The organism is Burkholderia sp. JPY481 (assembly GCF_038900515.1).
In the GTDB taxonomy this organism is placed as follows: domain Bacteria; phylum Pseudomonadota; class Gammaproteobacteria; order Burkholderiales; family Burkholderiaceae; genus Paraburkholderia; species Paraburkholderia youngii.
This window is the reverse complement of record NZ_JAYMRT010000011.1, coordinates 147,014-160,688: the sequence shown is the minus strand read 5'-3', so window position 1 is coordinate 160,688 and position 13,675 is coordinate 147,014. Positions and strand designations below refer to the sequence as shown.

Below are 13,675 nucleotides of genomic sequence, written 5' to 3'. Positions count from 1 at the left end.
GCCGGTTGCTTAGCGACCGGCTGAAAAGGAAACGGGATGTGGTGAAAGCCACATCCCGTTTTTTTTGTCGCTTCGACACCCGTCACCTGAAGCGACGTCTCAACAGGAAGCCTTAATCCGCCAGCACGATCCGCTTGATATCGCCGACGATGAAGATATACGACAGCGCGCCGATCAACGCGATGACACCGATGAACACCAGCGCACCGACGAACGAACCGGTCGCCGCGACGATCAGACCCACCACCAGCGGCGTCACGATACCCGCCAGATTCGCGGCGAAGTTGAAGATGCCGCCGGTCACGCCGAGCAGGCCCTCGGGCGCGATATCCGACACCAGCGTCCAGCCGAGCGCGGCCATACCCTGCGCGAAGAACGCCACCGACAGAATCGCGATCACGACGACGTTGCTCTCTACGTAGTTAGCGAGAATGATCGTCGACGCGAGCAGCAGACCGGCGATGATCGGCAGTTTGCGCGCGACGTTCGGCGATTTGCCGCGACGCAGCAGCCAGTCGGAGAACACACCGCCGAACATCACGCCGATCGACGCCGCAATGAACGGCATGATCGCGAAGAAGCCGATCTTCAGCCACGCCATGTGACGCTCGGTGGCGAGATACGTCGGGAACCACGTGAGGAAGAACACCAGCGTCGAATTGCCCGCGAACTGGCCGAGACAGATGCCGGTCAGCTGACGATGCTTGAGCAGCTGGCCAATCGTGCGCCATTGGAAGCCGCTCGTCTTCGATGCGGCCGTATCGGCTGCACCCGCGACATCCTTGTGGCGTTGCGTGAGACCGCCGCCCGCCTCGATATAGTCGAGTTCTTCCTGATTCGCCGACGGATGATCGCGCGGCTCGCGATACATCAGCCACCACACCACGCCAAACGCGATACCGACGCCGCCAACCACGAGGAACAGCGAGCGCCACCCGAACGCGCCCATCAGCATGAACAGGAACGGGCTGAAAAACGCGAGGCCGATATATTCGCCGACCGTGTAGGTGCCGGTCGCCATCGCACGTTCGCTTTGCGGAAACCACGTAGCGACCACGCGGCTATTGGTCGGGAAGCACGGCGCTTCCGAAACGCCAAGGCCGAGACGGAACGCGAACAGGCCGGCGATGCCACCCACGAGCCCTTGCGCGAGCGTGCACAGCGACCAGAACGTCATCGACAGGAAGTACGTGAGCTTGCTGCCGAAGCGGTCGAGAAACAGGCCGCCCGGAATCTGCGAAGCCACGTAGCTCCACGAAAACACAGAGAACAGCAGGCCCATCAGCGCGGCGTTGATGCCGAGCTCCTTCGTCAACTGCGGCGCCGCGATGCCCAGAATGGTGCGGTCGAGATAGTTGATCATCGTGCCGACTGCGAGCAGTCCGAGGATCTGATAACGGGCTCTCGAACGGCGCGCGGGGCTTGCCGTCTTGCTCTGCGCGGGCGATCCCGCGGAACTGGATTGGAACGATTGCGTCATGTCGTACTGGTCTCCTCGATCAGCTTGGATGCCGGTCTCTACGCGGCCGGTTAGCGTTGCAACAGCGATTGAAAATGGGTGTAGACGCGCTCGGCGTCCGGCTCGAGGCCCGTAAAAATGCGCATCGCGTCGACCGCCTGGTAGACCGCCATGCCGCCGCCGCTCAGCGTGCGGCAGCCGAGCGCCTCGGCCGCCTGCAGCAGCGCTGTGCGAATCGGGAAATAGACGATGTCGGCAACCCACAGGTCGCGGTGCAGCAACTCGGCCGGCAGCGGCAGGCCGGGCATTTTGGCCATGCCGGTCGGCGTCGCGTGAATCAGTCCTTGCGCGGCGGCGAGCGATTCTTCGAGCGAGGTGCCCGCGCTGACCTTGGCTTTCGGGAAACGCGCCTGCAATTCGTCGGCGAGCGATTGCGCGCGGGCGGCATCGACGTCGAACAGCGTCAGCGACTGCGCGCCCATGTTCAGCGCCGCGTGCGCGACCGCCGCGCCGGCTCCGCCGGCGCCCAGCTGCACGACGCGCTCCAGCGACACGTCCGGCAGGCCGCGCTGGAACGCGCGCGCGAAGCCGGACCAGTCGGTGTTGTGACCGATACGCTTGCCGTCCTTGAACAGCACGGTGTTGACCGCGCCGAGCGCGCGGGCGTCATCGGACAGTTCATCGAGCAGCGGAATTACCGCCTGCTTGCAGGGATAGGTAATGTTCAGGCCGTTGTAACCCATCCGTTCGGCCGCGGTCAGCAGCTCCGGCAGCGCGGCGGAATCGAGCTTCTGCGCATCGAGATCGATGCGTCGATACACGTAATGCAGACCGAGTTTGCTGCCCTCTTCCTCGTGCATTGCGGGCGTGAGCGAACCGCTGATGCCCGAGCCGATCAGTCCGACCAGAAAGGACTGGGGCGTGGCCCGCAAACTCGCCTGCGCATTGGCCAACGCGGTGATCTGCGCGTCGGTCCGGGGATTTTCCTGTGTGTTCGCTTGAGTGTTCATTTCGCCGCCCTATTCTTAAGAATCGTCGCCATCCGTTCCAGCGCGAGCACATAACCCTGCGTGCCGCAGCCAACGATGATCGCGTCCGCCACCGCCGACACGTACGAGTGATGCCGGAACGCTTCGCGCCTATGCACGTTCGAGATATGCACCTCGATGACGGGCTTTTCGATCGCCGTCAGCGCGTCGGCGATTGCAACCGACGTATGTGTGTACGCGGCCGGATTGATCACGATGCCGTCGACCTTGGTGCGCGCCGCGTGCAGCCAGTCGATCAGTTGATGCTCGGCGTTCGACTGGCAGAAGTCGATCGCGAGGTCGAGGCGCTCGCCCGCGTCGCGGCACAGCTTCGCGACGTCGTCGAGCGTTTCCGAGCCGTAGATGGCCGGCTCGCGCGTGCCCAGCAGATTGAGGTTCGGTCCGTTCAGGACCAGTACGGAGGCAAAGCTCATGACAACGACTCCCACAAAATGAAGCGCGACTCGAACCGCTGCTCTCGCGACGGTTCTTCGACGCATGACGAAGTGTGCGCTCATCGGCCGTCGCCGTCATTCGGGGTTTCTACGAATTTGTACCATCTAGTTAGTTTGTATAGACTGGCGAAACTCCCGGCTAATGTGGGGTATTCTGGTCTGCGTCTTGCTGCAGTGCGTAACGAAATAGCTCATTTGCGCATTGCAGCAAGCCCGGCAGGCCGCGCCCAAAGGCGCGCCGCAGCGGTTTGTCTGCTTGTTTCCCTTTCGTTTGTCCGTCTTTGCAGGAGCCGTTCATGCAACGTTCGATAGCCACCGTGTCGATAAGCGGCACCCTCGTCGAGAAGCTGAGCGCGATCCGCGCGGCAGGCTTCGAAGGTGTCGAAATCTTTGAGAACGACCTGCTGTATTTCGACGGCTCGCCGGCCGACGTGCGCCGCATCGCCGACGACCTCGGCCTGAAGATCATGCTGTTCCAGCCGTTTCGCGATTTCGACGGCGTCAGTCCCGAGCGGCTCGAGCGCAACCTCGATCGCGCGAAGCGCAAGTTCGACGTGATGCACGAGCTGGGCACGGACCGGATCCTCGTGTGCAGCAACGTGTCGCCCGAGACGATCTGCGACGACTCACTGATGATCGACCAGTTGGGCGCGCTGGCGCGCGCGGCCGAAGCGGCCGGCGTAATCGCCGGTTACGAGGCGCTCGCCTGGGGCAAGCACGTGAAGACGTACCGCCACGCGTGGAAACTCGTCGACGCCGTGAACCATCCGAGCCTCGGGCTCGTACTCGACAGCTTTCATACGCTGTCGCTGAACGACACGCTCGACGCGATCGCCGAGATTCCGGGCGAGCGCATCGCGTTCGTGCAGATCGCAGACGCGCCGAAGCTCGCGATGGACGTGCTCGAATGGAGCCGCCACTACCGCTGCTTCCCCGGCCAGGGCGACTTCGATCTCGCGAACTTCACCGCGCAGGTCGTCAAGGCCGGCTATAAGGGCCCGCTCTCGCTGGAAATCTTCAACGACGGCTTTCGCGCCGCCCCCACCACGATCACGGCCGCCGATGGCCATCGCTCGCTGTTGTTCCTCGAAGAGCAAACTCGCGCGCTGCTCGAAGGGCAGCAGCCGCAGAAGACATCGGGCGACCTGTACCGCTCGCCCGCCGCACCCGCGCACGTCGGCTATCAGTTCCTCGAATTCGCGGTCGATCACACCACCCGCGCGCAGCTCGCCGACTGGCTCGGCAAGCTGCGCTTTCGCCAGGCCGGCCAGCATCGTTCGAAGGACGTGACGCTGTATCAGCACGGCGCGGCATCCATCGTGCTGAACGCCGAGCCCGATTCGTTCGCGAACGCGTTTTTCCAGCAGCATGGCTTGTCGCTGTGCGCATCGGCGTTTCGTGTCGACGACGCGAGCCAGGCATTCGAGCGCGCCGCCGGCTTCGGCTACACGCCGTTCTCCGGCCAAATCGGGCCGAATGAGCGCGTGCTGCCGGCCGTGCAGGCACCGGATGGGAGCCTGAACTATTTCGTCGACGAAACGCCGGATCAGCCCACGCTGTTCGAGGCCGATTTCGTGCTGACTGACATCAACGGGCCGACCGAGGTGGGACCGCTCGAGCGCATCGACCACGTGTGCCTGTCGGTGCCGGCGAGTGCGCTCGATACGTGGGTGCTGTTTCTGCGCACCGCGTTCGGCTTCCAGGCCGAGCCGGGCGTGCTCGTGCCCGATCCGTACGGCCTCGTGCGCAGCCGCGCGCTGCGCAGCGCCGACGGCTCGGTGCGGATCGCACTGAATGCATCGGTGGATCGCCATACCGCGGTAGCCGAGGCGCTGCACATGTATCACGGTTCCGGACTGAACCACGTCGCTTTCAGTACCGGCGACATCTTCAGCGCGATCCCCGAGTTCGTCGCCGACGGCGTGCCGATCCTGCGCATTCCGCGCAATTACTACGACGACCTCGCGGCCCGCTACGCGCTGTCCGACACGCTGCTCGAAGCGATGCGCGCGAACAATATCCTGTACGACCGCGACGAACGCGGCGGCGAGTTTTTCCACGCTTATACGGAGCAACTCGACCAGCGCTTCTTCCTCGAAATCGTCGAGCGGCGCGGTGGTTATGACGGCTATGGCGCGGCCAATGCGGCGGTGCGGCTCGCGGCTCAGGCACAGCGCCGCAAGTAGCGGGCAGGCAGACACCCGAGGCGGCGGCTTCGTCATTGAAAAGTTGCCGCGTCGATACGGATTTCGTCTTCTCAGGCACGCGATTTGCGCCCCCAACGGGCAGATTCGCCGTCTCGATATAATGGCGGCTGTTTTGCGGTCCAGCCCGCGCGACGCGTGGACCCTCGGCCGAATCGCCGAATCAACGCCAGGAGAGATATGAAGAAGTTCGCTGCAGTCCTGTCCCTTTCGCTGCTTCTCAACGCTTGCGCGTATTTCCAGAAAGACCCCGATTCCGGCGAACCCGTCACGGACACGACGACGCAGCGTTCGGTCGACGACGTCGTCGCCTGTCTGACGCAGTTGGCCAATCACCACAACGCCGCGTTCAAGTCGACCGGGATCCCGCAAGGCCAGATGCTCGACTTTGGCGACTCGAACATCATCAAGGTACGCAGTGACAATGGCGCGACAACTTACCGTTTCTATGCGGGCAAGCGTCATGTAAGCAACCTGTGGATCGAATCGGCAGCCAAAACCTGCGCGCCATAAGGCTTTATGGCGCAAAAAACCGAAGTTGCGGGCGCCGGAATTTGATCCATTGCAACGTTCATGTCACGGTGTTACAGGACAATGGAGTCTTAAGAATCGTTTAAGACTTCGTCCGCAACATCCCCGGACATGTCCCCGCACGAGGTGCGCTCCATGAACCAGCCCGAACCGAATACCAACGAAACGCCGGCCAAGCGGCCCACTATCCTGCGCCGTCTGTTGAGCCATCACGAACTCGCGACGCTGCTGCTGTTGTTGCACGCACCGATCGATGCATCCGCAAAACCCGAAATTCCGCAGCTTTACGAAGCAGGTCTCGTCGAGACCGTTTCGAACGACGCGGGCAGCTCGCATATCCGCCTCACGTCCGAGGGTAATGCGGTGTTGCGGGGGCTTGGGGTGAAGTAAAGGACGACCATCGTAAAGATTTGAGGCCGCGGCAACGGTCGACGTTGCCGCGGCCTTTTTTCATTCAAGCCTCTCAAGCCTGCCACACCCCATACCCCGCCTCGCGCAACCCGATCGCCAGCTCCACTTCCATATCCTGCGCGCCGCGGTAAGGCATCGGGTTGAACACTTCGTACAGTTCGGGCATCAGACGCAAACCATAGTCGCGCACATATCGGTTGGCTTGAATGCCTGCCTTGTGCCGATCGAAGCGCAAGTCCGGGTCGAGCCCGGTCATGCCGACGTACACGCACGGCTTGTCGAAACGGTAATCGGGATTCGCGCGACGAAAGCGCGCCTCATTCCACACCTGGTCGTCGAGCGCGACGACGTACACGTAATAGTGATGCCCGCGAGCCGCCATCACACGCCCGATGCCGCTCAGCCGCGCAGCGTGCCGTGCAGCAACATCCGGTATTCGGTCGGTGTGACGCCGACGGTCGCCTTGAATTGCCGCGTGAACGCGCTGTGATCGGTGTAGCCGCAACGCGCGGCGACGTCGGTGACCTTGTCATGCGAAACCAGCAGCGCGGTCGCCGCATCGAGCCGCGTTTTCAGCAGCACCTGGCGCGGCGTCAGATGAAACACCTTGTGAAAGTAGCGCTCCAACTGCGCGACCGACATGTCCGCCATCGCCGCAAGCTGCTTCAGGTTCAGCGGCTGCACGTAATTCTCCTGGATCGACTGCACGACGGCGGCGAGCCGGCTGTAGGCCGGGTGGCTGCTTTCGTCGGCTTTCAGATCGCGGGAGATGCCGGCGAGGCCGACCACCTTGCCGCTCGCATCGCGCAACGGCTGTTTGCAGGTCAGGCACCAGCCCGGTTGACGGCCCGGATACAGATGCAATTCGAGCTGATCGAGCATCTGGTTGCCGACGCCGATGATCGCCTTGTCCTGCGCGGTATAGATGCGCCCGAAGCGGCGCGGAAACACGTCTTCCGCGGTCTTGCCGAGCAGCGCCGCCTTTTCCTTGAAGCCGCAACGCGAGGCCAGCGTGCGGTTCACGAGCGCGTAACGCGCGTCCGCGTCCTTCACGAAGAACACGACGTCCGGCATTGCATCGAATACCGGCTCGAGCAACCTGAAATGCGACAGCATGCCGGACAGCGTCGTATCGTCCGGTTCGAGCGGATGAGCCAGCGTGTTCATCGTGCGGTTCCGTTGGTGCGGCCTGGTTGATTGCGTTGGGTTGCGTTCGCGGATCGCTGCGCGGTGCGGCCGGGCAGCCTGCTCGTGCAGTTGATAGCGATCGATTATAGAGCCGCGCGCCGCGCGCCAATATCCGCCGAGGGTAAGCGCGGAGCCGTCATGGCGCCGCTGTCGGCGGCTCAGCGGCGCTCATCAGCGTGCCAATTTGCGCCGGGCTAAATGGCGGACGTGCCGCAGCGGCCGGCCAGCCGAAGTACAGGCTCGCGGCCGCGCCGCAGATGCGCCCCTGGCAAGGGCCCATGCCGCAGCGCGTCTGCAGCTTCGCGTCACGCCAGTCGGCGCAGCGGCGCACCTCGCCGACGCTCACGTCCTCGCAACGGCACAGCAGCGTCGCGTCGGCGGGCGGCGTGCGAGCCGCCTCGCCCAATGCGAACGACGCCGCGACGCGCGCGCCAAAGCCCCGCCAGCGCGCGCGCTGCAGAACGAGCGCCGTCAGCGCGGCGCGCTGGGCCGCCGCCGCGCCGCTCGCCACGAGCCCGGCGATCTCGCCTTCCGCGCAAGCGAGTTCCGCGCCGCCGACGCCTGTGCACTCGCCCGCCGCATAAACGCGCTCGAGCGAGGTGCGCTGCCCAGCGTCGACGACGATTTCACCCGCGTCGTTAATCGCGCAGCCGAGCGCCTGGGCAAGCGTGACGTTGGGCAGCAGTCCGTAGCCGCACGCGAGGCGGTCGCAGTCGAGCGTCTCGTCGCGCTCGCCGCGCCGGATCGTCACCTGCTGCACGCGCTCGGCACCGCGGGCTTCGCGCACGATGCTGCCGGTCCAGTAGCGCAGTCCCGCGAAACCGCGCGTGAGGCTGATCGCCTGACGCAGCTTCGCAGGCTCGCGCAGCAGCGACACGCCGAAACGCGCGACCTCGGCCGCCGATGCCTGTTCGACCACCGCGATCACATGCGCGCCGGCCTCTCGCGCGGTGGCCAGCGCGGCCATCAGCAGCGGGCCGCTGCCGGCGATCACGATGCGTTCGCCGCGCACCGGCATGCCGCCTTTGATCAGCGCCTGCAATGCGCCCGCGCCGGTTACGCCGGGCAAGGTCCAGCCGGGAAACGGCAGAAGACGCTCGCGCGCGCCGGTCGCGAGAATCAGTCTGTCGTAGGTGATCGACACGCCGCCGTGTTCGGCGGATTCGAGCAGCAAAGCTTGCGCGCCGAGCGGCGCGACCACGCGCGTCGATGGCCAGTAAGTGAAGTTTTGCTGCGATTGCAACGCTGCGAGTAACGCATGCAGCGGCGCTTGCGGCGGATAGGTGGGCCCCTGGCGCCAGATCTGGCCGCCGGCGCGCGGGTTGTCATCGATCTGCGCGACCGTCGCGCCTGCCTGCGCCGCCGCTCGCGCGGCATTCAGCCCGGCCGGACCACCGCCGATCACCACGATGTCGAAGTGCTGCGTCATGCGTCTACGGTCCCGTTTCGTGTCTGCACGCGCTGGCCGTCGCGGCACAGCGTCTGGCACGCGAGCACGTACGCGAGTCCGTCGATCGTCACGCGGCACTCCTGACACACGCCCATCCCGCACAACGCGTCGCGCGGCTCGCCTGTGACCGAAAGACGCGAGCCGCGGATACCCGCCATAGCGAGCGCCGCGGCCACGGTCGTACCGGGTTTCACTTCGATGCAGCAACCATCGACCGTCAAACGGATGCTAGCCGCGTCAGTGTCAGTCATGGGACACCTGTTCAGCAAAACGGACCGGCAGATAAGGTTCGAACGGAATCGGCGCGGCGTGGCCCGCGATCTGCGCCGCGAGGAGTTTCGCGGTCGCAAGTGAGGTCGTTACGCCCAGTCCTTCGTGACCGACCGCAAGCCATACGCGGGACGTGGAACCAGCGCCAAATTCGGGTGCAAACTCGCCGGCCGGTCCGATTAGCGGCAGGCCGTCCGGAGACGCGGCACGAAAGCCCGTCCACGCTCGGACGCCGCTGAGCGTCGGCAACGCCGGCAGATATTGCGCTGCACGTTGTAGCATCTGCGCGAGCACGGGCATCTCGACGGCGGGATCGGTCGTTTCGAACTGGCGCGACGAGCCGATCAGCAATTGCCCGGTCGGACGCGGCTGCGCGTTGAACGCGACCGACGTGCCGGTCGCGTGATGTGCGCTCTTGACGTAGCCGAGCTCCAGCAGTTGATGACGGATGAGCCCCGGGTAGCGGTCGGTGATCAGCAGATGGCCTTTCTTCGGCTGCATCGGCAGCGACGGCAGCAATTGCGCCGCGCCGATGCCGTTCGCGACGATCACCTGCGCCGCGCTGATGCGCTCGCCGCTCGCCAGCGTCACACCACCCGCATCGATCGACGTGACCTGCGCACCGAGCCGCACGCCGATGTTCGCCGCGTGCGGCGATCGGGCGAGCAGCCATTCGGCGGCGGTCGGCGCATACACGATGCTGTCGTGCTCGATGCGCAAGCCGCCGGCCATCGATGGCGCGAGCGCCGGTTCGCAGGCGCGCAACCCGGCTGCGTCGATCAGTTGCGCGGCAACGCCTTGGCTCTCAAACGCCGCATGCATTGTGCGCGCGGCTTGCCATTCTTCGTCGTCGGCTGCGACCCACAGTGTGCCGCAGCGCGCGAACGCGTCGCGCGCGCGAAGCTGCGGCGCGAGTTCGAGCCACAGCTCGCGCGAATAACGGCTCAGTGCGAATTCCGCGGGCGAGTCGTTCATCACGACGATATGGCCCATGCCGGCCGCCGTCGCGCCGCCGCCGATGCGCTGCGCGTCGAGCACGTCGACACGCAGGCCGAGCGCGGCCAGTTCCGCCGCGCACGCGGCACCGACGATACCCGCTCCGATGATCAGCGCGTCCCGGCTCATGCGGTCCGGATACCCCACGCAAACGGATCGCGCTCATCGAAACACAGACGCCCCTCGGCCATGATGTGCGCGTGACCGGTGATGGTCGGAATCACGCGGACGCCGTCGTGAACGCCATCGCCCGCGGCGCGATAGCTCGCCTCGAACACGCTGCCGATGATGCTCTCCTGGCGCCACACCGCGCCTTCGGCGAGCTTGCCGTCGGCCGCGAGGCACGCAACCTTCGCGCTGGTGCCGGTGCCACACGGCGAGCGGTCGTACGCATTGCCCGGACACAGCACGAAGCTGCGGCTGTCGAGGCCCTCGCGCGAGCCCGGTCCGAACAGCTCGATATGGTCGATCAGCGCGCCGTTCGCGCCGGTGATGTTCTGTGCGATCAGCGCGTCGCGAATCGCCGAGCTGAAAGCCGTCAGGCTCGCGATGTTCGCGGCTTCGAGCTCGTGCCCATGCTCGGCCACGAGGAAAAACCAGTTGCCGCCCCAGCCGATGTCGCCGGTCAGCACGCCATAGCCAGGCACGTCGACCTGCACGGCCTTGCGGTGGCGATACGCGGGCACGTTGCGCACCGCGACGCCGCCGTCTTCGTTCAGCGTCGCCTCCACCACGCCGACCGGCGTTTCGATCCGGTGCCGTCCCGGCCCGATCCGCCCCATGTGCGCGAGCGACACGACGAGCCCGATCGTGCCGTGACCGCACATGCCGAGATAGCCGACGTTGTTGAAGAAGATCACGCCGGCCGCGCAGCTAGGATCGTCGGGCTCGCAGAGCAGCGCGCCGACCACCACGTCCGAACCCCGTGGTTCGGTGACGATGCCGGCGCGCCAGTCGTCGAAGCGGGTGCGGAAAACGTCGAGCCGTTGCGCGAGCGTGCCGCCGCCCAGATCCGGGCCACCCGACACCACGAGGCGGGTAGGCTCACCGCCGGTGTGCGAGTCGATGATGTTGAGGGTTTTCATGTCGCCCATGGTAGGAATCGCGGGCAGGTGGGTCTTGGTGCGCGTGCGCGCGGATTGAGACGATTTCGGCATACCGGGACGATGTGTGATCCGCCGCGCGCGCGGCGTGCGGAACGTCCCGCTATTCGGTATCGGCGTCGACAAACATCACTCCGAACCCGGCACCGAACGCCGCTGGCCAGCCCGACAGCCTATAACGCGGATTTCAGCATATACCCGGCCGACTGCAAATCTTCATTCGCTGAGCACGTGGTCACCGACCCGCAGCAACCGGTAGCCGCTCCTGTATACAGGCTGCAGCCGGAAACCGTTACGCGGCTCGATCGCGAGCAACAGACGCAGCCGCGACACGTGACTGTCGATGGTCCGCGTGTATTCGCGCAACTCGCGGCCCCACACCGTCGCGAAGATATGGTCGCGCGACATCACGCGATCGATATTGGAAAAGAGCAGCACCGCGATCCGGTACTGCGTGGGCGACAACGGTACCGGCTCGCCATGCAGCGCGACCGCCCGGCGATGCGTGTCAAAGCGATAAGGGCCGATCTCGAAGCACGTCGCGGCGCTGAAGCTCACCGGGTAAGCGCGCCGCAGCAGCGCCGCGACTCGCGCGCGAAACTCGGCGTCCCGCAACGGCAACGCGAGGTATTCGTCGGCGCCGCCAGTGAGCGCGCGCACCATGCTTTCCTCCGACCTGTCGTTCGACACGAACATGATCGGCACATGCTCGCCCGCCACGACGCGCATCGAGCGCAACAGGTCCGCTCCGGCGGGCCGCGTATCCTGCCAGTCGAGCACCAGCAGATCCATGGTGGAGTGCACGAGCGATTTCGACATCGCGCGGCCGTCGTCATACGCGGCGCAGAAATGGCCGGCTCTCACCAGCATTGATTTAATGGACTGACGCATGACCGGGTCACGCTGAAGGACAGCAACGCGCATGGAATGACTCTCGAAAAGGACTCGCGGGCCATTCTCCGGGGCGCACCCCGGTCCCTCCCTTCGGAGCATTCCGAATTTCGGCGCTTTCTTCGCCCAACTGGGCGCTTCCGCGGCACTTCCGCTTTCATCCTGTAAAATTCGCGCCGGCCTCCGTCGTCAGCGCGCCCGCCCTATCCGGACGGCGCGCCCGTGTCCCGTGCTCTACCCAGCGCCTGCCACACTTCTCGCCCGACGACCGCCGTATGTCCACGCGTGACCCGCGTGGCTCCCAATTCAACAAAAGACATGGCAATGCAAGCAACAAATCTGGGTGGAGCACAGGCTGTCACCCCACGCCCGCTTGGGCACAGCGATTACAAGACACTCGGTCTCGCCGCGCTCGGCGGAGCGCTCGAGTTCTACGACTTCATCATCTTCGTTTTCTTCGCGCCCGCGATCGGCCAGCTGTTCTTCCCGGCGGCGATGCCGGACTGGCTGCGCCAGGTACAGACTTTCGGCATTTTCGCGGCCGGTTATCTGGCGCGGCCGCTCGGCGGCATCATCATGGCGCACTTCGGCGACCTGTTCGGCCGCAAGCGCATGTTCACGCTGAGCGTGCTGCTGATGTCGGTGCCGACGCTGCTGATGGGCCTGATGCCCACCTACGCGAGCATCGGCGTGCTCGCGCCGGTGCTGCTGCTGCTGTTCCGCGTGATGCAGGGCGCGGCGGTCGGCGGCGAAGTGCCGGGCGCATGGGTGTTCGTGTCCGAGCATGTGCCCGGGCGGCACGTCGGCTACGCGTGCGGCACGCTGACGGCCGGCCTCACCGCCGGCATTCTGCTCGGCTCGCTGATCGCGTCGGCGGTCAATCGCCATTTCACGCCGGCCGATATTTCCGAGTTTGCGTGGCGTATTCCGTTCCTCATCGGCGGCGTGTTCGGCATGTTCTCGGTCTACCTGCGCCGCTGGCTGCACGAGACGCCGGTGTTCGCCGAGCTGAAGCAGCGCAAGGCGATCGCCGCGGAAGTGCCGCTGAAGGCCGTACTGCGCGATCACGGCCGCGCGGTGATCGTGTCGATGCTGCTCACGTGGATGCTGTCGGCGGCGATCGTCGTCGTGATCCTGATGACGCCGACGCTGCTGCAAAAGCAATTCCACATCGAGCCGGCTACCGCGCTGCTCGCGAACTGTGTCGCGACGCTGTGCCTGACGATCGGCTGCGTGATGGCGGGTTCGATCGCCGGACGGTTTGGCGCGGGTCGCACGATTTTCGTCGGCGGCGTAGCGCTTGCGATTACGTACTACGTGATGTTTCGCCAGTTGACCGTCGACACGTCCCTGCTCGTGCCGCTGTACGCACTCGCCGGGCTGTTCGTCGGCGTGATCGGCGCGATTCCGCTCGTGATGGTCCGCGGATTCCCGCCGGTCGTGCGCTTCTCGGGCATCTCGTTCTCGTACAATGTCGCGTACGCGGTGTTCGGCGGTCTGACGCCGATCGCCGTTTCGCTGATGATGAAGTCGAACCCGCTGGCCGCGCCGCTGTACGTCGCGGCCATCTGCGTGCTGGGCGCACTGACCACGCTGTTCATCAAGGACGCGCCGCAGGGGCGTTAAGCCGACGCCGCATCTCGCTTCGTCGATCCGCATCCAGCGTGTCGACGAAGCGCCCCGCGACGG

14 protein-coding genes are annotated in these 13,675 nt (G+C 65.3%); 4 read left to right on the top strand and 10 right to left on the bottom strand.

Annotated elements, in window-relative coordinates:
- Positions 1–112 precede the first annotated feature (112 nt).
- Genes VSR82_RS24950 through aroQ form a run of 3 tightly spaced genes read right to left on the bottom strand, consistent with a single transcriptional unit; the run spans position 113 to position 2,921 of the window.
- Entirely contained in the window at positions 113–1,480 is a 1,368-nt protein-coding gene (locus tag VSR82_RS24950; RefSeq protein ID WP_410849459.1) for an MFS transporter, read from the bottom strand.
- 50 nt (positions 1,481–1,530) lie between these two features.
- Positions 1,531–2,469, bottom strand: coding sequence for a shikimate dehydrogenase (locus tag VSR82_RS24945; protein ID WP_368582353.1), 939 nt, complete (start codon positions 2,467–2,469; stop codon positions 1,531–1,533).
- Positions 2,466–2,921 carry a type II 3-dehydroquinate dehydratase gene (aroQ, locus tag VSR82_RS24940; protein WP_018434232.1) on the bottom strand — a complete coding sequence of 152 codons (456 nt, stop codon included), beginning with the start codon at positions 2,919–2,921 and terminating at the stop codon, positions 2,466–2,468. Before aroQ ends, VSR82_RS24945 begins: the two co-directional genes overlap by 4 nt.
- Positions 2,922–3,238: 317 nt before the next feature.
- On the opposite strand from aroQ, the gene VSR82_RS24935 reads away from it, so the two are divergent.
- From VSR82_RS24935 to VSR82_RS24925, 3 genes are all read left to right on the top strand, one after another.
- Positions 3,239–5,128, top strand: a complete 1,890-nt coding sequence (locus VSR82_RS24935) for a bifunctional sugar phosphate isomerase/epimerase/4-hydroxyphenylpyruvate dioxygenase family protein (protein ID WP_429455791.1) — start codon at positions 3,239–3,241, stop codon at positions 5,126–5,128.
- A 198-nt stretch (positions 5,129–5,326) separates the two neighbouring features.
- Positions 5,327–5,659, top strand: a complete 333-nt coding sequence (locus VSR82_RS24930; RefSeq protein WP_176106532.1) for a hypothetical protein — start codon at positions 5,327–5,329, stop codon at positions 5,657–5,659.
- 153 nt (positions 5,660–5,812) lie between these two features.
- A complete protein-coding gene (locus VSR82_RS24925) occupies positions 5,813–6,067 on the top strand; it encodes a hypothetical protein (RefSeq protein ID WP_429455792.1) in 255 nt (84 codons plus the stop codon).
- Between the two features lie 73 nt (positions 6,068–6,140).
- On the opposite strand, the gene VSR82_RS24920 is transcribed toward VSR82_RS24925, so the two are convergent.
- From VSR82_RS24920 to VSR82_RS24890, 7 genes are all read right to left on the bottom strand, one after another.
- Positions 6,141–6,470 carry a hypothetical protein gene (locus tag VSR82_RS24920; RefSeq protein WP_429455793.1) on the bottom strand — a complete coding sequence of 110 codons (330 nt, stop codon included), beginning with the start codon at positions 6,468–6,470 and terminating at the stop codon, positions 6,141–6,143.
- A gap of 17 nt (positions 6,471–6,487) precedes the next feature.
- Positions 6,488–7,255: an AraC family transcriptional regulator gene (locus tag VSR82_RS24915; RefSeq protein ID WP_152851539.1), complete on the bottom strand. Its 768-nt coding sequence runs from the start codon at positions 7,253–7,255 to the stop codon at positions 6,488–6,490.
- Between the two features lie 157 nt (positions 7,256–7,412).
- A complete protein-coding gene (locus tag VSR82_RS24910) occupies positions 7,413–8,705 on the bottom strand; it encodes an FAD/NAD(P)-dependent oxidoreductase (RefSeq protein WP_429455794.1) in 1,293 nt (430 codons plus the stop codon).
- Positions 8,702–8,977: a (2Fe-2S)-binding protein gene (locus tag VSR82_RS24905; protein WP_429455795.1), complete on the bottom strand. Its 276-nt coding sequence runs from the start codon at positions 8,975–8,977 to the stop codon at positions 8,702–8,704. The genes VSR82_RS24910 and VSR82_RS24905 overlap by 4 nt, the downstream gene beginning before the upstream one ends.
- Entirely contained in the window at positions 8,970–10,121 is a 1,152-nt protein-coding gene (locus VSR82_RS24900) for an NAD(P)/FAD-dependent oxidoreductase (protein WP_429455796.1), read from the bottom strand. Before VSR82_RS24900 ends, VSR82_RS24905 begins: the two co-directional genes overlap by 8 nt.
- Entirely contained in the window at positions 10,118–11,086 is a 969-nt protein-coding gene (locus tag VSR82_RS24895) for a 4-hydroxyproline epimerase (RefSeq protein ID WP_429457710.1), read from the bottom strand. The genes VSR82_RS24900 and VSR82_RS24895 overlap by 4 nt, the downstream gene beginning before the upstream one ends.
- Before the next feature lie 225 nt (positions 11,087–11,311).
- A complete protein-coding gene (locus VSR82_RS24890; RefSeq protein ID WP_410849465.1) occupies positions 11,312–12,019 on the bottom strand; it encodes a response regulator transcription factor in 708 nt (235 codons plus the stop codon).
- Between the two features lie 291 nt (positions 12,020–12,310).
- Here VSR82_RS24890 and VSR82_RS24885 point away from each other — a divergent pair, with 291 nt between their 5' ends.
- Entirely contained in the window at positions 12,311–13,612 is a 1,302-nt protein-coding gene (locus tag VSR82_RS24885; protein WP_429455797.1) for an MFS transporter, read from the top strand.
- The last annotated feature ends 63 nt before the right edge of the window (positions 13,613–13,675 follow it).